This window comes from Mycobacterium sp. (genome assembly GCF_032159765.1).
Lineage (GTDB): Bacteria > Actinomycetota > Actinomycetes > Mycobacteriales > Mycobacteriaceae > Mycobacterium.
Map to the genome: position 1 here is coordinate 80,019 of NZ_JAVHWM010000165.1, position 21,436 is coordinate 101,454.

A 21,436-nucleotide genomic window follows, 5' to 3' on the forward strand; every position below is an offset into this window, starting at 1 on the left:
ATCAGGTGACGAGCCACATGGACCGTGAAAAAACTTGGCGCGCAATCGAACAGGAGCGCCTCGGTCTCGCCGACATCGTGAAGTCACTGACCGACGAGCAGTTGAACACCGCATCGCTGTGTGGCGAATGGCGTGTTCGCGACGTAGCTGCTCATGTCGCATTGCTGGCGCAGCCGTCGGTGTGGGCTTTCGCCATTGCAGCCGCGCGTGCGGGCGGACGTTTCAACAAAGCCAACCAGGACATGGCCGTCCGGCACGCCGAGTCGGGTGTCGACCTCGCCGGCGAGCTGCGGACGTATGCGGGCTCGCGGCGTTTGCCGCGATACACGAACTACCGCAACGCGTTGTTCGACGTGCTTGTGCACGGGCAGGACATCGCGATCCCGCTCGGGTTAGAGCGCCAGATGCCGATCGAGGCCGCGGCTGCCGGCGCGGAAACGGTCTGGGCCATGGGGTTTCCGTTCCGGACGAAGCGTAGGTTCAGCGACATGCGTTTTGTGGCGAGTGACGCTGACTGGTCGGCCGGTTGCGGCATCGTCGTCACCGGCCCGATCGAGGCGATCCTGTTGGTCCTGACCGGCCGCGCTGTCGCGCTGTCCCGGCTGGCGGGACCCGGCCACCGGGAGTTGGTCCAGCGCCTTACGCCGACGCGCGGCGCATGAGCGACAGGGCCACCGCCGCCGTCGCGAAGAAGCCGGAAAAGACGCGGCCGAACGCCGCCTGCCGCTTGGCGGTGTGTAGAAGCCGCACAAGCCGTGCGGCCATGCCGGCGTAGAGGCCCATCACCACCAGGTCGACGGCGACCATCGTGGCGCCGATGGTGGTGTACTGCGGCAGCAGTGGCGACGACGCCTCGATGAAAGGCGGCAATGCGGCGATCAGGAACACCAGCCCCTTTGGATTTGTCACGTTGATGAGAACGCCACGCAGCAGCAGCGAGAGCCGGCCGCCGTCGGGTCTGATCATTTGCTCGGTCAACGCAACGCTCGCGGTCCGCCACTGCCGCACCGCCAGATAGACGAGGTAGGCCACACCCACCCACTTCACCGCCGCGAACGCCGCCGCAGAGGCCACGAGCACCGTGCCGAGCCCCAGTGCCACCACGGCCAGCTGCATCATCAGGCCGATCTCCAGACCTGCGATGCTCCAGTATCCGCGGCGTACGCCGTGCGCGAGGCCCGTCGCCATCGACTGAATCGCCCCTGCGCCGGGGGACACGCTGATCGCGATCGCCGCCCCGAGGAATGCCCACCACACTTCCGGCCTCATTGCCGGAGTCTGCCCACGAGTCGCGGCCCAATTCAATTGATTTTCGTTCAGATACTCCGATCAGGGACAATCGACGTAATGGCCACGATCGAGATGACCCGGATCGACCTGCGCAACCGCTCGCTGAGCGTGGCGCAGTTGCGGGCTGCGCTGCCTCGGGGCGGCGTGGACGTCGACGCAGTGGTCCCGAAGGTGCGGCCCATCGTCGACGCGGTCGCCGAGCGCGGGGCCGAGGCGGCGCTGCAGTACGGCGAGTCGTTCGACAGGATCCGGCCCGCCACCGTGCGGGTGCCGGCGGCGCGTCTGGACGAGGCTCTGGCCGCACTGTCTCCCGACGTGCGCGCGGCGCTCGAGGTCGCGATCGAGCGGGCTCGCGCGGTGCACGCCGACCAGCGCCGCACCGACACCACGACCAGGCTCGGTCCCGGCGCCACGGTCACCGAGCGCTGGGTCCCGGTGGCACGGGTCGGGCTCTATGTGCCGGGAGGCAACGCGGTCTATCCGTCCAGCGTCGTGATGAACGTCGTGCCCGCCCAGACCGCGGGCGTCGAGTCGCTGGTGATCGCCAGCCCGCCGCAGGCGCAGTTCGGCGGGCTGCCGCACCCGACCGTCCTGGCCGCCGCCCGGCTGCTCGGTGTCGACGACGTGTGGGCGGTCGGCGGCGCGCAGGGGATCGCGCTGCTGGCCTACGGAGGCACGGACACTGACGGAGCCGAGCTGGCACCCGTCGACATGATCACCGGGCCGGGCAACATCTATGTCACTGCCGCCAAGCGGATCTGCCGCTCGCAGGTCGGCATCGACGCCGAGGCGGGGCCGACGGAGATCGCGATTCTCGCCGACCACACCGCCGACCCAGCCCACGTCGTCGCCGACCTGATCAGCCAGGCCGAGCACGACGAGATGGCCGCCAGCGTACTGGTGACGCCCAGTCAGGAGCTCGCGGACGCGACCTCGAAAGAGCTTGTGGTTCAACTGGAGACAACGAAGCATCGGGAGCGGGTAACGGCCGCGCTCACCGGGCGCCAGTCGGCAATCGTGCTCGTCGACGACATCGACGCGGGTGTTCGGGCCGTGAACGCCTACGCTGCAGAACACTTGGAGATCCAGACGGCAGACGCTGCCGTCGTGGCCGCGAAAATCCGTTCTGCCGGTGCGATATTCGTGGGTGCATACTCGCCGGTGAGCCTCGGCGACTACTGCGCGGGGTCCAACCATGTGCTTCCGACGGCGGGGTGCGCGCGGCACTCGAGCGGATTGTCGGTGCAAACATTCCTGCGGGGCATCCACGTGGTCGAGTACGACGAAGCCGCGCTGAAAGACGTGTCCGGTCATGTGATCACGCTCGCGCAGGCAGAGGATCTGCCCGCGCACGGCGAGGCGGTACGCAGACGGTTCGAGGCGCAGCGATGAGCATTCCCGGAGAGAAGGTCACGCTGGAGGACCTGCCCTTGCGTGACGACCTGCGCGGCAAGTCGCCGTACGGCGCGCCACAACTCGATGTGCGGGTGCGGCTCAACACGAACGAGAATCCGCATCCGCCCACCCAGGCATTGGTCGACGACGTCGCGGAGTCGGTGCGCGACGCGGCCGTGAACCTCCACCGCTATCCCGACAGGGATGCCGTGGCGCTGCGCCGTGATCTCGCGGCATACCTCACCCGCCAGACCGGCGTGGGTGTCGAGGTCGAAAATCTCTGGGCGGCCAACGGTTCCAACGAGGTGCTCCAGCAGTTGCTGCAGGCGTTCGGCGGACCAGGCCGCAGCGCGATCGGCTTCGTGCCCTCGTATTCGATGCATCCGATCATCTCCGACGGCACGCAGACCCGCTGGCTGGAGGCCCGGCGTGCGGAGGACTTCGGCCTTGACACCGAAACGGCGGTGGCCGCGATCGTCGAGCACCGTCCCGATGTGGTGTTTGTGGCAAGCCCCAACAATCCGTCCGCTCAAAGTGTCACACTGCACGACCTCCGTCGGTTACTCGATGCGATGGGCGCCGGCATCCTCATCCTCGATGAGGCTTACGGCGAATTCTCCTCGGCGCCAAGTGCGATCGGCCTGATCGACGAATATCCGACGAAGCTTGTCGTGACGCGCACGATGAGCAAGGCATTCGCGTTCGCCGGTGGCCGGCTCGGCTACCTGATCGCGGCGCCCGCGGTGATCGAGGCGATGCTCTTGGTGCGGCTGCCCTACCACCTGTCCGTGACCACACAGGCCGCCGCGCGCGCCGCGCTGCGGCACGCCAACGAGACGCTGGCCAGCGTCGCAGCGCTGATCGCCGAACGCGAACGCGTGATGGAAGCGCTGAGCGTCATGGGTTTTCGTGTCGTCCCAAGTGACGCGAACTTCGTGTTGTTCGGTGAATTCGCCGATGCGGCCGCGACGTGGCAGCGCTATCTGGACGCAGGCATCCTGATTCGCGACGTCGGTATCCCCGGATATCTGCGTGTCACCGTGGGGCTTCCCGACGAGAACGACGCTTTCCTGACCGCCAGTTCACGCCTGGTGTCCACCCAGCTCGCCGGGATAGGAGCATCATGACCGAGAACCGTCGTGCGCGGATCGAGCGCACTACCAAAGAGTCCGACATCGTCGTCGAGCTCGACTTGGACGGAACCGGCACCACCAACATCGACACCGGTGTGCCGTACTACGACCACATGCTCACCGCGCTCGGTAGCCACGCCAGTTTCGACCTGACCGTTGTGGCCAAGGGCGATGTACAGATCGAGGGACACCACACGATCGAGGACACCGCGATCGTGCTCGGCCAGGCGCTGGGACAGGCGCTGGGCGACAAGATTGGCATCCGCCGCTTCGGCGACGCGTACATCCCGATGGACGAGACCCTCGCGCACGCCGCCGTCGACGTCTCAGGCCGTCCGTACTGCGTTCACACAGGTGAACCGGATCACCTGCGCCACTTCACGATTGCCGGTTCCAGCGTGCCCTACCACACCGTGGTCAACCGGCACGTCTTCGAGTCGTTGGCGATGAACGCCCGCATCGCGTTGCATGTCCGCACGCTCTACGGGCGCGACCCGCACCACATCACCGAGGCCCAGTACAAGGCAGTGGCGCGAGCATTGCGCCAAGCGGTCGAAGCCGATCCCCGCGTCAGTGGCGTGCCGTCCACGAAAGGCACGCTGTGACAACTAAATCCGTGGTGGTGCTTGACTACGGATCAGGCAACCTGCGGTCAGCGCAGCGCGCGCTGGAGCGGGCAGGGGCGACGGTGGACGTCACCGCAGATCCCGGCGCCGCGGCGGCCGCCGACGGTTTGGTGGTGCCCGGAGTCGGGGCGTTCGATGCGTGTATGACGGGCCTGCGCGCGATCGGCGGCGAGAAGATCATCGCCGAGCGGCTCAAGGCCAGGGGTCCGGTGCTTGGCGTGTGCGTGGGGATGCAGATCCTGTTCGATCGTGGGGTTGAGTTCGGTGTTGAAAGCGCGGGCTGCGGCCAATGGCCCGGCGCCGTAACCCGTTTGGACGCGCCGGTGATCCCGCACATAGGATGGAATGTCGTCCAGGCCGGCGTCGGCAGCAGGCTGTTCGACGGCCTCGACGCCGATACCCGGTTCTATTTCGTGCATTCGTATGCGGCACAGCGCTGGGAGGGCAACAGCGACGCCGTGCAGACCTGGGCGAGTCATCACGTCCCGTTCCTGGCTGCCGTCGAGGACGGCGCCCTCGCGGCCACGCAGTTCCACCCGGAGAAGAGCGGCGACGCCGGTGCCTTTTTGCTGAGCAACTGGGTGCGGGGCCTATGAGCCCGCTGATCCTGCTGCCCGCCGTCGATGTCGTCGAGGGCCGCGCGGTTCGCCTGGTGCAGGGGAAAGCCGGCAGCGAGAGCGAATACGGCTCGGCACTTGACGCCGCCTTGACCTGGCAGCGCGACGGCGCCGAGTGGATTCACCTCGTGGACCTCGACGCGGCGTTCGGGCGTGGCTCGAACCGGGAACTGCTCGCCGACGTCGTCGGCACCCTCGACGTCAGTGTGGAACTGTCGGGCGGTATCCGTGACGACGAGTCGTTGCGGGCCGCGCTCGCAACGGGTTGCGCGAGAGTCAATCTCGGAACCGCGGCACTCGAGAACCCGACGTGGTGCTCGAAGGTCATCGCCGAGCACGGCGAGAAGGTAGCGGTCGGGTTAGATGTGCAGATCGTCGACGGCGAGCACCGCCTACGCGGCCGTGGCTGGGAGACCGACGGCGGCGACCTCTGGACTGTCTTGGAACGCCTTGACAGAGAAGGTTGTTCACGCTTCGTCGTCACCGACGTCACCAAGGACGGCACCCTCAATGGCCCTAACTTGGACCTGCTCGCCGGTGTCGCGGAATGCACCGCCGCACCGCTGATTGCCTCGGGCGGAGTCTCCAGCCTCGACGACCTCCAGGCGATCGCTACCCTCACCGAGATCGGAATCGAGGGCGCGATCGTCGGAAAAGCGCTTTACGCGGGGCGATTCACACTGCCGCAGGCGCTCGCAGCGGTAAGGCGGTAGCCGGGCATGTCGCCAGACGACAGCGACCTGAGCACGTTGGTCGCCGAGGCCGCCGCGATCCTCGATATGGCAACGGCACGATTCGTCGAAGGCCGCGGTGCCGACTCGGCAGTTCGCAAGAAAGGCAACGACTTCGCGACCGAGGTCGACCTTGCTATCGAGCGTGAGGTCGGTGCAGCGTTGACGTCCGCGACCGGAATCAAGGTTCACGGCGAGGAGTTCGGCGGCGCCGACGTCGATTCGCCCCTGGTGTGGATCCTCGACCCGATCGACGGCACGTTCAACTACGCTGCCGGACTGCCGCTGGCGGCGATCCTGCTGGGCCTGATGCGCGACGGTGAACCGGTAGCCGGTCTCACCTGGATGCCGTTCACCAATGAACGGTTGACCGGCATCGTCGGACAGGGTTTGCGCTGCAACGGTGTGGATCTCGCGCCACTGGCGCCCTCTGAACTAGCCGACGCGGTCGTCGGCCTGGGCACCTTCAATGTGGACTCGCGGGGTCGGCTGCCCGGTCGATATCGGCTCGCGGTCGTCGAACACCTCAGCCGCGTGTCGTCGCGTATCCGCATTCATGGCGCCATCGGCATCGACCTAGCGTGGGCTGCAGCCGGAAACCTAGGTGGTGCAATCAGTTTCGGTGGAAAGGTCTGGGACCACGCTGCCGGTGTGGCGTTGGTGCGTGCCGCGGGCGGCGTCGTCACCGACATAGCCGGCAATGCCTGGTCGTCGCACTCGGGGTCGGTGCTTGCTGGCGACGCGCGTTGTCACGCACAGATTCTGGACATCTTGCGCGATCTCGGCGATCCGGGTGACTACTGATGGCCGACGTCGCAATTCGTGTCATCCCGTGCCTGGACGTCGACGGCGGCAGGGTCGTCAAGGGCGTGAACTTCGCGAATCTGCGCGACGCCGGCGACCCCGTCGAGCTGGCAGCCGCCTACGACGCGGAAGGCGCCGACGAGCTGACCTTCCTTGACGTCACCGCTTCGTCCTCGGGACGGGCCACGATGCTGGATGTGGTGCGCCGCACCGCGGACCAGGTGTTCATTCCTCTCACAGTCGGGGGCGGCGTCCGGTCGGTCGCCGATGTCGACACGCTGCTACGCGCGGGTGCGGACAAGGTGTCCGTCAACACCGCCGCGATCGCACGCCCGGAGCTGCTTGCCGAATTGTCCCGGCAGTTCGGCTCGCAATGCATCGTGCTGTCCGTCGATGCGCGCACGGTCCCCGACGGCGGCGCGTCGACGGCCTCGGGCTGGGAAGTCACGACTCACGGCGGACGTAATGGCACAGGCATCGACGCCATCGAGTGGGCTCAGCGCGGCGCTGACCTGGGAGTAGGCGAAATCCTGCTCAACTCCATGGATTTCGACGGAACCAAGGCCGGCTTCGATCTGCCGATGCTGCGCGCGGTGCGCGCCGCCGTCACGGTGCCCGTCATCGCCAGCGGCGGCGCGGGCGCGGTGGAACATTTCGCTCCCGCGGTTGTTGCAGGAGCCGACGCCGTGCTCGCCGCAAGTGTCTTCCACTTCAGGGAGCTGACTATCACGCAGGTCAAGGCGGCGATGGCGGGAGAAGGGATCACAGTGCGATGAGCGCTTGCGCGAAGAGGAGACGGCAGCGATGACACTCGACGCCGACATTGCCTCGCGGCTCAAACGCGACGCGAACGGTTTGATCGCCGCGGTCGCCCAGGAGCGAGCCACCGGCAAGGTGCTGATGGTCGCCTGGATGGACGACATCGCCTTGGCTCGCACGCTGGAAACCCGTGAGGCGACCTATTATTCGCGTTCGCGGCAGGAACACTGGGTGAAAGGAGCGACGTCGGGCCACACCCAGCACGTGCACTCGGTCCGGTTGGACTGCGACGGCGACACAGTGCTCCTGGAAGTCGATCAGGTGGGGGCCGCGTGCCACACCGGGGATCACAGTTGCTTCGACACCGACGTGCTGCTCGCCGAAGAGGATTGAGCTACGCGCTTTGACGCGCCCGCAGGACCTCCAGCGCCTTGTCCGCATGCGTGTTCATATTGACCTCGCTCGAGATCACCTCCAGCACGCGGCGATCGGTGTCGATCACGAACGTCGTCCGCTTCACCGGCATCAGTTTGCCCAGCAAGCCACGCTTCACGCCGAACGACGAGGCCACGGCGCCGTCAGCATCGGACAACACCGGGTAGTCGAAGTTGTTGGTCTCGCTGAACTTCGCCTGCTTTGCCACCGCGTCCGTGCTGATACCAACCCGCGATGCGCCGACGTCGGCGAATTCCTTTGCCAGATCCCGGAAGTGGCACGCCTCGCGGGTGCAGCCGGTTGTGCCCGCGGCCGGATAGAAGAACAACACCACCGGACCTGAGGCCAACAACTCGCTGAGTGTGCGCTGTGTGCCGGTCTGATCGGGAAGTTCGAACTCTTCGACTAGGTCACCACGTTTCATGAGTGAACACGCTACGCCCGGCCGGGCGCATACCCGCAAGGTGGGAAGATACTCACGTGACGTCGACCGCCGACCTGACTGTGACGACCACGCGCGAGCAGTTTCGCGCGCTGGCCGACGAGCACCGGTTCGTCCCCGTCACCCGCAAGGTCCTTGCCGACAGCGAGACACCGCTGTCGGCCTACCGGAAACTGGGCGCCAATCGGCCAGGCACATTCCTGCTGGAGTCCGCTGAGAACGGGCGGTCCTGGTCGCGCTGGTCGTTCATCGGCGCCGGGGCGCCGTCGGCGCTGACCGTGCGCAATGGCCAAGCTGCGTGGATCGGCGCGGCGCCGACGGACGCGCCGAGGGGTGGCAACCCTCTCGACGCGCTGCGCGCCACGATGGACCTGCTTCATTCGGTTCCCGTGCCCGGTATGCCGCCGCTGACAGGCGGCCTGGTGGGCTTCTTCGCCTACGACATGGTGCGGCGGCTGGAGCGGCTGCCCGAATTGGCGGTCGACGACCTGCACGTGCCCGACATGGTTCTGCTGCTGGCCACCGACGTCGCCGCGGTCGACCACCACGAAGGCACCATCACGCTGATCGCGAACGCGGTGAACTGGAACGGCACCGACGAACGCGTCGACTGGGCCTACGACGACGCGGTCGCGCGGCTCGACGTGATGACCACGGCGCTCGGGCAGCCGTTGCCCTCCACCGTCGCCACCTTCGACCGCCCAGAACCGTTGCACCGCTCGCAACGCACGCCAGAGGAGTTCGCGGAGATCGTCGACCGCCTCGTCGGCGAGATCGAGGCCGGGGAGGCATTCCAGGTCGTCCCGTCGCAGCGGTTCGAGATGGACACCCATGTCGAGCCGATCGACGTTTACCGGATACTGCGGGCGTCCAATCCAAGCCCGTACATGTATCTCCTGCATATCCCGAAAGACGATGGCAGTCTGGACTTTTCGATCGTCGGCTCAAGCCCTGAGGCGCTCGTCACCGTGAAAGACGGCTGGGCAAGCACGAATCCGATCGCGGGCACGCGATGGCGCGGCGAGACCGAGGAGGAAGACGTCCTCCTCGAAAAGGAGCTGCTGGCCGACGAGAAGGAGCGCGCGGAGCACCTCATGCTGGTCGACCTTGGACGCAACGACCTCGGACGGGTCTGCGTGCCGGGCACGGTGCGCGTCGACGACTACAGCCACATCGAGCGCTACAGCCACGTGATGCATCTGGTCTCGACGGTCACCGGTCGCCTCGCCGAGGGCCGGACCGCGCTCGACGCTCTCACTGCGTGTTTCCCCGCCGGCACGCTGTCAGGTGCCCCGAAAGTCCGCGCCATGGAGCTGATCGAGGAGGTCGAAAAGACCCGTCGCGGGCTCTACGGCGGGGTGGTCGGCTACCTCGACTTCGCAGGCAACGCCGATTTCGCGATCGCCATCCGCACCGCACTGATGCGTGACGGCACCGCCTACGTGCAGGCCGGTAGCGGGGTTGTCGCCGACTCCAATGGCCCGTACGAGCACACGGAGGCCACCAATAAAGCCAAAACCGTGCTGAACGCGATCGCGGCCGCTGAAACGCTCAAATCTCCGTGATCCGCGCTGCGCAGCTGCTGTTGGTGCTGGCGGCCATCGAATTGTGGGCGGCCTCGAGGGTGCCGTGGGTCGTGCTGACGTCGTCCGAGGGCCTCGGCCAGCCCCGCGTGACGACCCTGACCGGTGCGGCGTGGTCCACCGCGCTGATTCCGTTTGCCGTGTTGCTGCTGGCTGCGGCGGTCGCCGCGCTGGCGGTGCGGCGATGGCCTTTGCGGATACTCGCCGTGCTGGTGGCGCTGGTGAGCGCGGGCTGCGCGTACCTGGCGATCACGCTGTGGACGACGCCTGACGTCGCCCCGAGGGCGGCCCATCTCACCGACGTGCCGGCGGTCTCGCTGATCGGCAGTTCCCGTGAGCCGTGGGGCGCGGTGCTGACGCTGGCCGCCGCGGTGATGACGCTGACGTCCGCAGTGCTGCTGACGCGGGTCGCGGTCACGGGCCCGGCGGCCTCGGACAAGTACGCGTCACGCACGACCCGCCGCAGCACTGTGGCGGCACGCGGGACCCCCGACGAGACGATGTCGGAGCGGGTGATGTGGGACGCGCTCGACGAGGGCAGTGACCCAACCACCGATTCGGGTAGCGAGGGTCGGTGAGGGGCGGCAACCGCACGGCGGCTACCCTTTCGATGTTCGACCGGATGTCGGCTAGGTTGCGGAGGAAGGAGCCGACCCGCATGGATTCGGCAAACGTGCTCGACTCCATTCTCGACGGAGTTCGTGCCGACGTTGCCGCACGTGAGTCGGTCGTGCCGCTGGCCGAGGTCAAAGCCGCTGCTGAAAAAGCTCCGCCATCGCGAAACGTGATGGCCGCGTTGCGTGAACCGGGCATTGGCGTGATCGCGGAGGTCAAGCGAGCCAGCCCCTCGCGCGGTAAGTTGGCGGCGATCGCCGACCCGGCGAAACTCGCCCGCGCGTATGAGGAGGGCGGCGCACGAATCGTCAGTGTGCTCACCGAGCAACGACGATTCCGCGGCTCACTCGACGACCTCGACGCGGTTCGCGCCACAGTGTCGATTCCGTTGTTGCGCAAGGACTTTATTATCAAGCCCTACCAGATCCACGAAGCGCGGGCGCACGGTGCGGACATGCTGCTGCTGATCGTCGCGGCGCTGGAGCAGCAGGTGCTGGCGGCGATGCTCGACCGCACCGAGTCTCTCGGGATGACTGCGCTGGTCGAGGTCCACACCGAGCAAGAGGCAGATCGGGCGTTGCAGGCCGGAGCGCGGGTGATCGGCGTTAATGCGCGAGATCTCAAGACGCTCAAGGTCGACCGTGATTGCTTCGCGCGCATCGCGCCTGGCCTGCCGACAGACGTGATTCGCATTGCGGAGTCGGGTATTCGTGGTCCGGCGGACCTGTTGGCGTATGCCGGTGCCGGAGCCGACGCGGTTCTGGTCGGGGAGGGCCTGGTCACCAGCGGCGATCCGCGCGGCGCAGTGGCCGACCTGGTGACGGCAGGCACCCACCCGTCGTGTCCGAGATCGGCCCGCTAGTTGTTCATCCGATGAGCCCGTTGGACCACGACCCGACCATCACCGACCTGCCGAAGTCCAGCTCGGCGATCGCCGAGCCGACTGCGCATGATCCGGACTCCCGCGGGCATTTCGGCGTCTACGGTGGGCGGTTCGTGCCCGAGGCGCTGATGGCTGTCATCGAGGAGGTCACCGCGGCCTACGAAAAGGCGCGCGCCGACCAGGAATTCCTCGACACACTCGACAGGCTGCAGACGCATTACAGTGGCAGGCCCTCGCCGCTCTACGAGGCGGCTCGGCTAAGCGAATACGCCGGCGGTGCGCGGATCTACCTGAAACGCGAAGACCTCAATCACACCGGTTCCCATAAGATCAACAACGTTCTCGGGCAGGCGCTGCTCGCGCAGCAGATGGGCAAGACCCGTGTGATCGCCGAGACCGGAGCGGGCCAGCACGGCGTCGCGACCGCGACCGCGTGCGCATTGCTTGGCCTTGAGTGTGTGATCTACATGGGCGAGGTCGACACGAACCGGCAGGCGCTCAACGTTGCCCGGATGCGGCTTCTGGGCGCCGACGTCATCCCGGTGACGTCAGGCTCGAAAACCCTCAAAGATGCGATCAATGAAGCATTTCGCGACTGGGTGACCAACGCTGACAGCACCTACTACTGTTTCGGCACTGCCGCCGGGCCGCATCCGTTCCCAATGATGGTCCGCGACTTTCAACGCGTGATCGGGTTGGAGACGCGCGCGCAGATCCTCTCTCAGGCAGGCCGATTGCCCGATGCGGTGACCGCCTGTGTCGGCGGGGGATCCAACGCGATCGGCATATTTCACACTTTCATCGACGAGCCGGGTGTGCGGTTGATCGGCTTCGAGGCTGCCGGCGACGGCGTGGAGACCGGGAGGCACGCAGCAACTTTCACCGGCGGGTCACCGGGCGCGTTCCAGGGGTCGTTCTCCTATCTGCTGCAGGACGAAGACGGCCAGACGATCGAAAGCCACTCGATTTCAGCAGGATTGGATTATCCGGGCGTCGGCCCCGAGCATGCGCTCCTCAAGGATATCGGCCGCGCGGAATACCGCCCGATCACCGATGCCCAGGCGATGGATGCATTCCGCGTCCTGTGCAGAACAGAAGGCATCATTCCCGCCATCGAGTCGGCCCACGCTGTGGCTGGAGCGCTGCCGTTGGCGGCCGAGATCGGAACCGGGGGAATCGTCATCGTCAATTTGTCGGGGCGCGGCGACAAAGACGTCGCGACCGCGGCGAAGTGGTTCGGCCTGCTCGACGACGAGGACATCGCACGTGGCTGAACCCGCACGGCTGGCAGAGCTCTTTGCTTCGTGCCGCCAGCATGATCGGTCCGCGTTGATCGGCTATCTGCCGACTGGGTACCCCGACGTGGCGACGTCGATCGACGCCATGACCGCGCTGGTCGAATCGGGTTGCGACATCATCGAAGTCGGAATTCCGTATTCCGACCCGGGGATGGACGGACCCACCATTGCGACAGCGACCGAAGTCGCGTTGCGTGGTGGAGTACGCGTACGCGATTCACTGCAGGCCGTGGAAGCGATCAGCGACGCCGGGGGGCGCGCGGTGGTGATGACGTACTGGAATCCGGTGCTGCATTACGGTGTTGACGCATTCGCCCGGGATTTGGCGGCGGCAGGCGGGTTGGGCATGATCACCCCAGACCTCATTCCCGAAGAAGCCGGGCAATGGCTGGCCGCGTCGGATGATCATCGGCTCGACAGGATCTTTCTGGTGGCGCCCTCGTCGACGCCACAGCGGTTGGCGTCGACAGTGGAGGCCTCGCGTGGGTTCGTTTATGCGGCTTCGACTATGGGCGTCACCGGAGCGCGGGACGCGGTATCGCACGCCGCCCCCGAGTTGGTGCAGCGGGTGAAGGGGGTGTCGGACATTCCGGTCGGAGTGGGGCTGGGCGTGAGATCCAGGGAGCAAGCGGCGGAGATCGCGGCATATGCCGACGGGGTGATCGTCGGCTCGGCATTGGTGGCCGCGCTCGGCGATGGACAGATCGCAAGGCTTCGCACGCTGACCGAGGAGTTGGCTGACGGAGTGCGGCAGAGGATTTCGGCATGACGAGGTTGCTGGCGTCGTTCCCCAGCCCTCCCCAGGGTGTGTGGCACGTTCACATTCCGGTGTTGGACTGGAATTTCCCGGTTCGCGCTTATGCGCTGTGCATCATCGCAGGCATCATCGCGGCCCTGTTGATTGGCGACCGACGATGGGTAGCCCGCGGAGGGGAAAAAGGGGTCATCTACGACATCGCGCTGTGGGCGGTTCCCTTCGGCCTGATCGGTGGCCGGTTGTACCACGTCATCACCGACTGGCCCAAGTACTTCGGGCCCGAAGGCGCTGGTTTCCTTGCCTCGCTACGGATTTGGGACGGTGGCCTCGGGATCTGGGGCGCTGTTGCGCTCGGCGGCGTGGGCGCCTGGATCGGTTGCCGTTTCCGGGGTATCCCGCTGCCGGCGTTCGGTGACGCGATAGCACCAGGCATTGTGCTCGCGCAGGCGATCGGACGGCTTGGCAACTACTTCAACCAGGAGTTGTATGGCCGCCCGACATCGCTACCGTGGGGACTGGAGATTTACGAGCGGCGCGATGCCGCAGGCAACATCGGCCTGATGGACGGTGTGTCGACGGGGCAGCTGGCCGAACCACACCCCGTGCACCCGACTTTTCTGTACGAGCTGCTCTGGAACGTCCTGGTTTTCGTGCTGTTGATCTACGCCGACAAACTTTTCAAGCTCGGTCACGGTCGCCTATTCGCGCTCTATGTTGCGTTGTATTGTGTGGGCCGGTTCTTGATCGAACTGCGGGCGCTCGGGTTGCGAGCGGACGAAGCCACACTGATCTCCGGTATCAGAATCAACTCCTTCACGTCGACCTTCGTATTCATCGGCGCAGTTGTGTACATCGTGTTGGCCCCGAAGGGGCGTGAAGATCCGAAAACGTTGGCGGGCAAACCTCGCGCACCAGACAGCGGCGAGTCCGAAGCCGAAGAACCTGACGAGCCCAAAGAGGCACTAGGGGAGAAGGATTCGGAGTTGGTCGCGTGGGCGAAGGAGCTTGTCGCCGCGGGGTCGACGAGCGGTGTGGTGGCAGGTGTGGCTGCCGCGGCCGCGGACGACGACGAAGCGGTTGGCGACAGCGCGGCTGAAACCGATCGGGAGGCCGACGAATCCGGGTCGGCAGACAAATCTTCGGAATCTGCTGAGGATTCGCCCGAGCCAGGTTCTGAGGAAGAGGCGAAGGACGAACCGGTCGAGTCTGCGGCGGCAGATGATGACGTCGCCGACGACGCGGGGGACGAGCCAGGCGAGGCCGAGGCCGAAGGCGCGGCTGATGAGTCAACAGAAGACACCAAAGACGCAGAAGACGCGGACGACGAAGCTGGTGAGGCCGAGCCTGAAGCGGCAGCCGGCGAGGTAACCAAAGACGCGGACGACGAACCGGGCGACGAGCCAGTCGAGGCCGAAGCCGAAGTCGCGGCTGATGAGTCAACAGAAGACACAGAAGACGCGGACGACGAAGCTGGTGAGGCCGAGCCTGAGGCGGCAGCCGACGAGGACACCGAAGACGCGAAAGAAGACCCGAAAGACGAACCGGCTGAGGCTGAGTCGGACGACGGCGCAGCCGAAGACGCCGAACCAGCAGACGAACACGACGGACCGGTAGAGCAGTCAGCCGCGGAATCCACGACCGCGGTCGAGCTCGGGGCGAAGTCTGAGTCCGAAAGATCTCAGCGGCGTCGGCGATTCCCCAGGTTGAGAGGCCGCTTCCGGTAACAGTGGCATGCTGAAGCCATGACGGCCGAGGCTGGCGCCAGCCGACGAAAGCTCTACGCGTCCCTGGCAACGGGTGCAGTCGTTGCCGGGGCCGTTGCGTACGTCGGTGTCGTCGACCCACACAATCGCGCCTCAGTGTTCCCGGTATGCCCGTTCAAAGTGCTCACCGGATGGAATTGCCCGGCGTGTGGCGGCTTACGTATGACAAATGACCTGCTCCACGCGCATCTCGGGGCCGCGGTGGTCGATAACGTGTTCCTCCTCATCGGGATCCCGGCGCTGCTGGCCTGGATCCTGTGGCGTCGGCACACGAAGAAGCCGGCCATCACCGTCGCCCTCGCGGTCGTCGCCGTGGTGACCACCCTCGCCTGGACGGTGGCGCGCAATCTGCCGGGCTTTCCGCTCATACCCCTTTACGGCGGGTAGTGCACCGTTCGCTGTCAGTTATCCGCAGCGGGACTATGCTCGGAATCCGTGAATAGACGCGGAAAGATCGTCTGCACACTCGGGCCCGCTACCAGTTCTGACGAGACCGTTCGTGAGCTTGTCGAGTCTGGGATGGATGTGGCCCGGATGAACTTCAGCCACGGCGACCAGGCCGACCATAAGGCGTCCTACGACAGAGTCCGCGCCGCCTCCGACGTAACCGGCCGCGCCGTGGGCATACTCGGCGACCTGCAGGGCCCCAAGATCCGGCTGGGGCGGTTCGCGGCCGGGCACGCCTTCTGGGCGAACGGCGACGTCGTGAGGATCACGGTCGACGAGTGCGAGGGCACGCATGACCGGGTGTCCACCACCTACACCCAGCTCGCCAACGACGCGGCGCCGGGTGATCGCCTGCTGGTCGACGACGGCAAGGTCGGGCTGCTCGTCGAACGGGTCGAGGGCGACGACGTGGTGTGCACGGTCACCGAGGGCGGGCCGGTGTCCAACAACAAAGGGCTCTCCGTCCCCGGAATGAATGTGTCGGTACCGGCCCTGTCCGAGAAAGACATTCAGGATCTCGAATTCGGGTTGCGACTCGGCATCGACCTCGTCGCGCTGTCCTTCGTCCGGTCCCCGGCCGATATCGAGCTCGTGCACGACGTGATGGACCGCGTCGGCCGGCGTGTTCCCGTCATCGCCAAATTGGAAAAGCCCGAGGCGATTGACAACCTGGAGGCCATCGTCCTGGCGTTTGACGCGGTGATGGTCGCCCGCGGTGATCTCGGCGTCGAGTTGCCTCTCGAGGAAGTGCCGCTCGTACAGAAGCGCGCAATCCAAATGGCAAGGGAAAACGCCAAACCCGTGATCGTCGCGACTCAGATGCTCGAGTCGATGATCGAAAATTCGCGGCCCACCCGTGCCGAGGCGTCCGATGTCGCCAACGCGGTGCTCGACGGTGCCGACGCGCTGATGCTGTCCGGAGAGACATCGGTGGGCAAACACCCGATCGCGGCCGTCAAAACAATGTCTCGGATCATCGCGGCGGTCGAACAGAACTCGACGGCGGCGCCACCTCTCACCCATGTGCCGCGCACCAAGCGCGGGGTGATCTCGTATGCGGCCCGTGACATCGGCGAACGACTGGATGCCAAGGCGTTGGTGGCGTTCACCCAGTCCGGCGACACCGTAAAGCGCCTCGCGCGGCTGCATACACCTCTGCCGTTGCTTGCCTTCACCGCTCTGCCGGAGGTGCGCAGTCAACTGGCGCTGACGTGGGGGACCGAGACGTTCATCGTGCCGCACATGCAGAGCACCGACGGCATGATTCGCCAGGTGGACAAATCGCTTCTGGAACTGGGCAGGTACAAGCGCGGCGACCTGGTGGTCATCGTCGCCGGCGCCCCACCGGGCACAGTAGGCTCGACCAACCTGATCCACGTGCACCGGATCGGAGAGGAAGATCTATAGGGGGATTCGGTGGGCGCCTCGGACTTCGAGCAACTGCTCGCCACCCTGGATCTGAAGCGCGTCGACGACTACACCTTCACAGGTTCTCACCCCGCCAAATCCCCGATCCGGACATTCGGCGGCCAGCTGATGGCCCAGTCGCTGGTCGCGTCTTCGGAGACCGTCACCACCGAAGTGCCGCTCGCCGCACTGAGCGTGACGTTCGTTGACGGCGGTGATCCTGAGTCTGACATCGAATACCACGTCGTGAACCTGCGTGACGGACGACGATTCGCCAACCACCGGGTTGACGCCGTACAAGACGGGAAACTCCTTTCGTCTGCAATGGTTTCGTATCTATCAGGCGGTCGCGGGCTCGAACACGGCGCCGCCTTTCCCGACGTGCCGCCACCCGAATCCCTACCTCCGATCGGAGAGCTGTTCGTGGGCTACGAGAAGGTGGTTCCCGCCTTCGTCAGCGCGCCGCGGCCAATCGAATGGCGATACGCGAACGACCCGGCGTGGATCCTGCGGAAGAAGGGAGGCATGCTCCCGCACAACAGAGTGTGGATGAAAGCTGACGGCGTGATGCCCGACGACCCCGTGCTGCACAACGCGGCGCTGGTCTACTCCTCGGATACGACGGTGCTCGATTCGATCATCACCACGCACGGACTGTCCTGGGGTTTCGATCGCATCTTCGCCGTCACGGTCAATCACTCGGTGTGGTTTCACCGCCAGGTGCGCTTCGACGACTGGGTCCTCTATGCGACGACATCTCCGGTGGCGGCCGAGTCCCGCGGGCTGGGGATGGGACACTTTTTCGACCGAACGGGCAGCCCGATCGCGACCGTCGTACAGGAGGGGATAATTAAGCACTTTCCCAGCTCGAAGGCTACGCAGGGCGTACCCTCTACCTGATGTCCGAGCCGGTCAAACTCGCGAGAATCCCCGCCCGCGAACGCGTTGTCGTCAGCGTCGACAGGCCGGCGGCCCGGTGGGTCGGTTCGCTCGCCGTTCTCTCGGGGTTCTGCTGGCTCGTCGTGTTATTCGCCCGCGACCGAGCCCATCCAGACTGGGACGCGGCGGGACGGCTCGGCTGGTCGCTGACCATCCTCGCCGCCGTGGCGTTGATTGCGCGCGGGATTTTCCTCGGTCGTCCGGTGACCGCCGCGCATGCGACGTCCGCCTTGATGGTGCTGATTGTCGGTCTGGCGGCCCACATTCTGTCCTACGACCTGTTCGGCAGTCTGCTCATCGCAGGTGCGGCCTGGGTGCTGATGTGGCCAACGTCGGCACGACCGCAACCGGGCGAGCTACCCCGGGTCTGGCGTCTGGTGAACGCGACACAGGGTGATCCGTTGGCGCCGTTCGCGATGCAGGCGCTGAAGTCCTACTTTTTCAGTGCGGACGCCAAGGCTGCGCTTGCCTACCGGACGCGTTTCGGTTTCGCTGTGGTGAGTGGTGATCCGCTCGGCGACGAGTACCAGTTTCCGCAGCTAATAGCTGATTTCGTGGCGATGTGCCACGCTCGCGGCTGGCGCATCATGGTGTTGGGCTGCAGCGAGCGCCGAACAGCGTTGTGGAGCAACGACACTGTGGTGGGCCAGAGAATGCTTCACGTCCCGATCGGGCGTGACGTGGTGATCGATCTCGGTTCATTCGACATGGTGGGGCGCAAGTTCCGCAATCTGCGTCAGGCCGTGCAGCGCACGCACAACTTCGGGATAACCACCGAGGTGGTCGCAGAGCAGGACATCGACTGCGCTTTGCAAGCCGAGTTGGCGGAGGTTCTCTTCGCCTCCCATAGTGGCGCGCGCACCGAGCGGGGGTTTTCCATGATCCTCGACGCGGCGCTGGAACGACGGTATCCGGGCATCCAGGTGATCATCGCCCGCGACGAGTCAGGCAAGGTGCAAGGGTTCCATCGCTACGCAATTGCAGGCGGTGGGCGCGACGTGACGCTTGACGTGCCGTGGCGCCGTCCTGGCGCACCCAATGGCATCGACGAGCGGCTCAGCGTCGACATGATGTCTGCGGCCAAAGCTGCTGGCGGTCAACGGCTCTCGCTTGCCTTCGCGGCGTTCCCCGATATCTTCGACGACGCGAGTCGGGGGCCGATACAAACGTTCTTCTACACCGTGATCCATATGGGTGACTCGGTTATCGCGCTGGAGTCGCTCTACCGCTATCTTCGAAAGTTCCACGCGCTCGGCGGCCGTCGTTACGCACTGGTGTCAACGCGCCACGTCCTGCCCGCACTCGTGGTACTGCTGTCGCTGGAATTCGTGCCCCGACGGCGGCAGCTGCAGCTCGACTAACGAGCGGCCGTCGTTGGAATGCCGAAGACCGAACTCAGATTCCGCTCGAACTGCTCTTGGCACTGTTGCTGAGCAGCGGTGTCGGCGCCGGCCTTGTTTACGCAGTCCAGAAACTCTGGGCCCCGGGCCTCCTTGTACAGCAGATACAAAAGAACGAACGCAACAATCGCAATGACAATCGCGAATATCCCGAGTATCAGGCCGCCGAGAGCCACCCCGCCGTTGGAGGCTTCGCCCCGCTTCGCACGGCCACGACCGACTACTCCCAGCACAATCGCGATGATGCCGAGGATGATTCCAATGGCTGTGCCGATGATCGGTACCCAGCCGACCAGCAGACCGATGATCCCGAGTACCAGCGCCGCGGTTCCCAGCCCATTGCGCGGTGCGGCGGGTGCGCCAGTGTGATATTCGTACGGCATCGGCGGGGGCGCCGGGTAGACAGCGCCGGGCGGTGCCGGCGGTTGCGCAGGATCCGCGGGCGACGCAGGGAAAGAACTCGGGATCGGTGGTGGCGGTGGCTTCTCGGCTTCGTTCGTCGGCTCCGTCACCAGCGTCAGGTCTCCGAGGCCGGGGTACGTGCTCCAACTAATGACGCGACGTTGTTGGCCGCCTTCCGGATGCCGAACGCGGACACGATCTCGAACACGCCAATCACCAGGAGCCAGACGCCCACCGCCCACACGAGTGCCGGTAGCGAGTCCATTGGCCAACCCAGCAGGAAGATTCCCGCCACCAGGCTGGTCAGGCCGAAAAAGATCTCCCAGCCTCTGCCAGGTATGTCGGGGTCACTGATCGCCGAGACCGTCATCGACACGCCCCGGAAGATAAAGCCCACGCCCACCCAGATCGCCAGCAGAAGTACGGCGTCGTTGATGTGGCGGAACGCAAGCACCGCGAGGATCAACGACGCTGCACCGCTGATGAAGAGCAAGACGCGGCCGCCCGCCGACACGTGCAGGCTGAACGCGAAGATCACCTGAACGATGCCGCTGATCAAGAGGTAGATACCGAACAGAATTGAGGCCACGACGATCGAAGCTCCGGGAAGCCAGAGCACGAGAATACCAAGGATCAGCGACAGGATTCCCGAGGCCAGGGTTGTTTTCCACATGTGCTTGAGGAGTATGGGCGGGGTCGGTGCGGTCATTGCATGAGTGAATCACAGCCCAGGTGCAAGCAGAAGGATTTCGGTAACGACATCGATGCCTCGCCGTGAACGCCCGCGGGCCGTAGGGTTCCCACGAGACGCAGGAGGAGGCAATCGTGCGAATTTCACGCGGATGGCGAGTGGCAGTGGTGGTCTCGATGTGGGCGGCCCTGCCGCTGACGGGCTGCAGCACCAAAGGCTACGACGGGCCGCCCTGCGACCCAGCCGCCAAGCCGGCCAAGGTCGACGACGTCGCCAACCTGTTGCCTGACGACATCAAGCAGTCCGGGAAGCTGATCGTCGGCGTTGACCCGTCGTATCGGCCGAACGAGTGGAAAGACAACAACAAGATCGTGGGCTTCGACGTGGATCTGCTCAACGCCGTCGCGGCTCCGCTTGGTGTGACGCTGGATTGTCGCGAATCGAAATTCGACAACATCATTCCGTCGATCGGTACGACGTACACCATGGGGATGTCGTCGTTCACGGACACCAAGGAGCGACAAAATCAGGTCGATTTCGTCGACTACTTCACGACGTCGACCTTGTGGGCCCAGCATCCCGGAGCGCCGATCGATCCCAACAACCCGTGCGGCAAAAGGGTTGCCGTGCAGTCGGCCACAATCCAGGAAACCGAATTGAATACGAAGAACGACGCGTGCCTGAAGCAGAACCAGCCGAAGATCGAAATCCTCAAGTTCGACCTGCAGGACGCCGCGACCAACGCCCTGACGGTCGGCCAAGCCGACGCGATGACCGCCGACTACCCGGTAACCGTAGACGCGATCAAGAACAGCGGCGGAAAGCTCGAGGCCGCAGGAGAGCAGTTCGGGAATGCGCCGTACGGGTGGGCTATCCCCAAGGGATCGAAACTGGGTCCGGCGCTCGTGAAATCGCTGGAACACATCATGCAGACAGGCGAGTACCAAAAAATCCTGGCCAAGTGGAACGTTGACAAAGGTGCCATCCCCAAGCCCACGATCAACGGGGCCGTCAGCTGA

At 65.4% G+C, this 21,436-nt stretch carries 24 protein-coding genes; 20 read left to right on the forward strand and 4 right to left on the reverse strand.

Annotation, left to right across the window (positions count from 1 at the left end):
* Positions 1 to 17: 17 nt before the first annotated feature.
* A complete protein-coding gene (locus QOH60_RS19820) occupies positions 18 to 662 on the forward strand; it encodes a maleylpyruvate isomerase family mycothiol-dependent enzyme (RefSeq protein ID WP_526423527.1) in 645 nt (214 codons plus the stop codon).
* On the opposite strand, the gene QOH60_RS19825 is transcribed toward QOH60_RS19820, so the two are convergent.
* On the reverse strand, positions 640 to 1,269 hold the full coding sequence (locus QOH60_RS19825) for a LysE family translocator (RefSeq protein WP_526423529.1): 630 nt from the start codon (positions 1,267 to 1,269) through the stop codon (positions 640 to 642). The two genes, QOH60_RS19820 and QOH60_RS19825, sit on opposite strands and share 23 nt — an antisense overlap.
* A 78-nt stretch (positions 1,270 to 1,347) precedes the next feature.
* Here QOH60_RS19825 and hisD point away from each other — a divergent pair, with 78 nt between their 5' ends.
* Genes hisD through hisI form a run of 8 tightly spaced genes read left to right on the forward strand, consistent with a single transcriptional unit; the run spans position 1,348 to position 7,748 of the window.
* Positions 1,348 to 2,682, forward strand: a complete 1,335-nt coding sequence (gene hisD, locus QOH60_RS19830) for a histidinol dehydrogenase (RefSeq protein WP_526423531.1) — start codon at positions 1,348 to 1,350, stop codon at positions 2,680 to 2,682.
* Positions 2,679 to 3,812: a histidinol-phosphate transaminase gene (locus QOH60_RS19835; RefSeq protein ID WP_526423534.1), complete on the forward strand. Its 1,134-nt coding sequence runs from the start codon at positions 2,679 to 2,681 to the stop codon at positions 3,810 to 3,812. Before hisD ends, QOH60_RS19835 begins: the two co-directional genes overlap by 4 nt.
* Positions 3,809 to 4,423, forward strand: coding sequence for an imidazoleglycerol-phosphate dehydratase HisB (hisB, locus tag QOH60_RS19840; RefSeq protein ID WP_526423536.1), 615 nt, complete (start codon positions 3,809 to 3,811; stop codon positions 4,421 to 4,423). The genes QOH60_RS19835 and hisB overlap by 4 nt, the downstream gene beginning before the upstream one ends.
* Entirely contained in the window at positions 4,420 to 5,040 is a 621-nt protein-coding gene (hisH, locus tag QOH60_RS19845) for an imidazole glycerol phosphate synthase subunit HisH (RefSeq protein WP_526423538.1), read from the forward strand. Before hisB ends, hisH begins: the two co-directional genes overlap by 4 nt.
* Positions 5,037 to 5,774: a bifunctional 1-(5-phosphoribosyl)-5-((5-phosphoribosylamino)methylideneamino)imidazole-4-carboxamide isomerase/phosphoribosylanthranilate isomerase PriA gene (gene priA / locus QOH60_RS19850; protein WP_526423540.1), complete on the forward strand. Its 738-nt coding sequence runs from the start codon at positions 5,037 to 5,039 to the stop codon at positions 5,772 to 5,774. The genes hisH and priA overlap by 4 nt, the downstream gene beginning before the upstream one ends.
* Positions 5,775 to 5,780: 6 nt before the next feature.
* Positions 5,781 to 6,596 carry an inositol monophosphatase family protein gene (locus QOH60_RS19855; protein WP_526423542.1) on the forward strand — a complete coding sequence of 272 codons (816 nt, stop codon included), beginning with the start codon at positions 5,781 to 5,783 and terminating at the stop codon, positions 6,594 to 6,596.
* The gene (gene hisF, locus QOH60_RS19860; RefSeq protein WP_526423544.1) at positions 6,596 to 7,372 is read left to right on the forward strand and encodes an imidazole glycerol phosphate synthase subunit HisF; all 777 of its coding nucleotides are present in this window, start codon (positions 6,596 to 6,598) and stop codon (positions 7,370 to 7,372) included. The genes QOH60_RS19855 and hisF overlap by 1 nt, the downstream gene beginning before the upstream one ends.
* A gap of 28 nt (positions 7,373 to 7,400) precedes the next feature.
* On the forward strand, positions 7,401 to 7,748 hold the full coding sequence (gene hisI, locus QOH60_RS19865) for a phosphoribosyl-AMP cyclohydrolase (protein WP_526423546.1): 348 nt from the start codon (positions 7,401 to 7,403) through the stop codon (positions 7,746 to 7,748).
* A gap of 1 nt (position 7,749) precedes the next feature.
* Here hisI and QOH60_RS19870 read toward each other — a convergent pair whose 3' ends face one another.
* On the reverse strand, positions 7,750 to 8,214 hold the full coding sequence (locus QOH60_RS19870) for a peroxiredoxin (RefSeq protein WP_526423548.1): 465 nt from the start codon (positions 8,212 to 8,214) through the stop codon (positions 7,750 to 7,752).
* 56 nt (positions 8,215 to 8,270) lie between these two features.
* On the opposite strand from QOH60_RS19870, the gene QOH60_RS19875 reads away from it, so the two are divergent.
* The 10 genes from QOH60_RS19875 to QOH60_RS19920 all read left to right on the forward strand — a co-directional run bounded on the left by QOH60_RS19875 (position 8,271) and on the right by QOH60_RS19920 (position 19,285).
* On the forward strand, positions 8,271 to 9,797 hold the full coding sequence (locus QOH60_RS19875; protein ID WP_526423550.1) for an anthranilate synthase component I: 1,527 nt from the start codon (positions 8,271 to 8,273) through the stop codon (positions 9,795 to 9,797).
* A complete protein-coding gene (locus QOH60_RS19880) occupies positions 9,794 to 10,393 on the forward strand; it encodes a TIGR02234 family membrane protein (protein WP_526423552.1) in 600 nt (199 codons plus the stop codon). Before QOH60_RS19875 ends, QOH60_RS19880 begins: the two co-directional genes overlap by 4 nt.
* A gap of 80 nt (positions 10,394 to 10,473) precedes the next feature.
* Positions 10,474 to 11,292, forward strand: coding sequence for an indole-3-glycerol phosphate synthase TrpC (gene trpC, locus QOH60_RS19885; RefSeq protein WP_526423554.1), 819 nt, complete (start codon positions 10,474 to 10,476; stop codon positions 11,290 to 11,292).
* 11 nt (positions 11,293 to 11,303) lie between these two features.
* On the forward strand, positions 11,304 to 12,587 hold the full coding sequence (trpB, locus tag QOH60_RS19890; protein WP_526423600.1) for a tryptophan synthase subunit beta: 1,284 nt from the start codon (positions 11,304 to 11,306) through the stop codon (positions 12,585 to 12,587).
* Entirely contained in the window at positions 12,580 to 13,380 is an 801-nt protein-coding gene (gene trpA / locus QOH60_RS19895) for a tryptophan synthase subunit alpha (RefSeq protein ID WP_526423556.1), read from the forward strand. Before trpB ends, trpA begins: the two co-directional genes overlap by 8 nt.
* Positions 13,377 to 15,092 (forward strand): prolipoprotein diacylglyceryl transferase, encoded by a 1,716-nt coding sequence (gene lgt, locus QOH60_RS19900; protein ID WP_526423558.1) that lies wholly within the window; start codon positions 13,377 to 13,379, stop codon positions 15,090 to 15,092. Before trpA ends, lgt begins: the two co-directional genes overlap by 4 nt.
* Positions 15,093 to 15,110: 18 nt before the next feature.
* Entirely contained in the window at positions 15,111 to 15,518 is a 408-nt protein-coding gene (locus QOH60_RS19905) for a DUF2752 domain-containing protein (RefSeq protein ID WP_526423560.1), read from the forward strand.
* A gap of 48 nt (positions 15,519 to 15,566) precedes the next feature.
* Positions 15,567 to 16,985, forward strand: a complete 1,419-nt coding sequence (gene pyk, locus QOH60_RS19910; protein ID WP_526423562.1) for a pyruvate kinase — start codon at positions 15,567 to 15,569, stop codon at positions 16,983 to 16,985.
* A 9-nt stretch (positions 16,986 to 16,994) separates the two neighbouring features.
* Positions 16,995 to 17,885 (forward strand): acyl-CoA thioesterase II, encoded by an 891-nt coding sequence (locus tag QOH60_RS19915; RefSeq protein ID WP_526423564.1) that lies wholly within the window; start codon positions 16,995 to 16,997, stop codon positions 17,883 to 17,885.
* The gene (locus QOH60_RS19920; protein WP_526423566.1) at positions 17,885 to 19,285 is read left to right on the forward strand and encodes a phosphatidylglycerol lysyltransferase domain-containing protein; all 1,401 of its coding nucleotides are present in this window, start codon (positions 17,885 to 17,887) and stop codon (positions 19,283 to 19,285) included. The genes QOH60_RS19915 and QOH60_RS19920 overlap by 1 nt, the downstream gene beginning before the upstream one ends.
* Here QOH60_RS19920 and QOH60_RS19925 read toward each other — a convergent pair.
* Entirely contained in the window at positions 19,282 to 19,836 is a 555-nt protein-coding gene (locus QOH60_RS19925; RefSeq protein ID WP_526423568.1) for a DUF4190 domain-containing protein, read from the reverse strand. The two genes, QOH60_RS19920 and QOH60_RS19925, sit on opposite strands and share 4 nt — an antisense overlap.
* A gap of 5 nt (positions 19,837 to 19,841) precedes the next feature.
* Positions 19,842 to 20,435, reverse strand: a complete 594-nt coding sequence (locus QOH60_RS19930) for an HdeD family acid-resistance protein (protein WP_526423570.1) — start codon at positions 20,433 to 20,435, stop codon at positions 19,842 to 19,844.
* A 158-nt stretch (positions 20,436 to 20,593) separates the two neighbouring features.
* On the opposite strand from QOH60_RS19930, the gene QOH60_RS19935 reads away from it, so the two are divergent.
* Entirely contained in the window at positions 20,594 to 21,436 is an 843-nt protein-coding gene (locus tag QOH60_RS19935) for an ABC transporter substrate-binding protein (protein ID WP_526423602.1), read from the forward strand.

What these genes read in the sequence shown, in the direction of transcription:
- hisF (WP_526423544.1), top strand. Translation starts at nt 6,596, where the DNA reads ATGGCCGACGTCGCAATTCGTGTCATCCCGTGCCTGGACGTCGACGGC.
- trpC (WP_526423554.1), top strand. Translation starts at nt 10,474, where the DNA reads ATGGATTCGGCAAACGTGCTCGACTCCATTCTCGACGGAGTTCGTGCC.
- hisI (WP_526423546.1), top strand. Translation starts at nt 7,401, where the DNA reads ATGACACTCGACGCCGACATTGCCTCGCGGCTCAAACGCGACGCGAAC.
- QOH60_RS19870 (WP_526423548.1), bottom strand. Translation starts at nt 8,214, where the DNA reads ATGAAACGTGGTGACCTAGTCGAAGAGTTCGAACTTCCCGATCAGACC.
- QOH60_RS19855 (WP_526423542.1), top strand. Translation starts at nt 5,781, where the DNA reads ATGTCGCCAGACGACAGCGACCTGAGCACGTTGGTCGCCGAGGCCGCC.
- trpB (WP_526423600.1), top strand. Translation starts at nt 11,304, where the DNA reads ATGAGCCCGTTGGACCACGACCCGACCATCACCGACCTGCCGAAGTCC.
- hisB (WP_526423536.1), top strand. Translation starts at nt 3,809, where the DNA reads ATGACCGAGAACCGTCGTGCGCGGATCGAGCGCACTACCAAAGAGTCC.
- QOH60_RS19920 (WP_526423566.1), top strand. Translation starts at nt 17,885, where the DNA reads ATGTCCGAGCCGGTCAAACTCGCGAGAATCCCCGCCCGCGAACGCGTT.
- lgt (WP_526423558.1), top strand. Translation starts at nt 13,377, where the DNA reads ATGACGAGGTTGCTGGCGTCGTTCCCCAGCCCTCCCCAGGGTGTGTGG.
- priA (WP_526423540.1), top strand. Translation starts at nt 5,037, where the DNA reads ATGAGCCCGCTGATCCTGCTGCCCGCCGTCGATGTCGTCGAGGGCCGC.
- QOH60_RS19935 (WP_526423602.1), top strand. Translation starts at nt 20,594, where the DNA reads ATGTGGGCGGCCCTGCCGCTGACGGGCTGCAGCACCAAAGGCTACGAC.
- QOH60_RS19825 (WP_526423529.1), bottom strand. Translation starts at nt 1,269, where the DNA reads ATGAGGCCGGAAGTGTGGTGGGCATTCCTCGGGGCGGCGATCGCGATC.
- hisD (WP_526423531.1), top strand. Translation starts at nt 1,348, where the DNA reads ATGGCCACGATCGAGATGACCCGGATCGACCTGCGCAACCGCTCGCTG.
- QOH60_RS19930 (WP_526423570.1), bottom strand. Translation starts at nt 20,435, where the DNA reads ATGACCGCACCGACCCCGCCCATACTCCTCAAGCACATGTGGAAAACA.
- QOH60_RS19835 (WP_526423534.1), top strand. Translation starts at nt 2,679, where the DNA reads ATGAGCATTCCCGGAGAGAAGGTCACGCTGGAGGACCTGCCCTTGCGT.
- QOH60_RS19820 (WP_526423527.1), top strand. Translation starts at nt 18, where the DNA reads ATGGACCGTGAAAAAACTTGGCGCGCAATCGAACAGGAGCGCCTCGGT.
- QOH60_RS19905 (WP_526423560.1), top strand. Translation starts at nt 15,111, where the DNA reads ATGACGGCCGAGGCTGGCGCCAGCCGACGAAAGCTCTACGCGTCCCTG.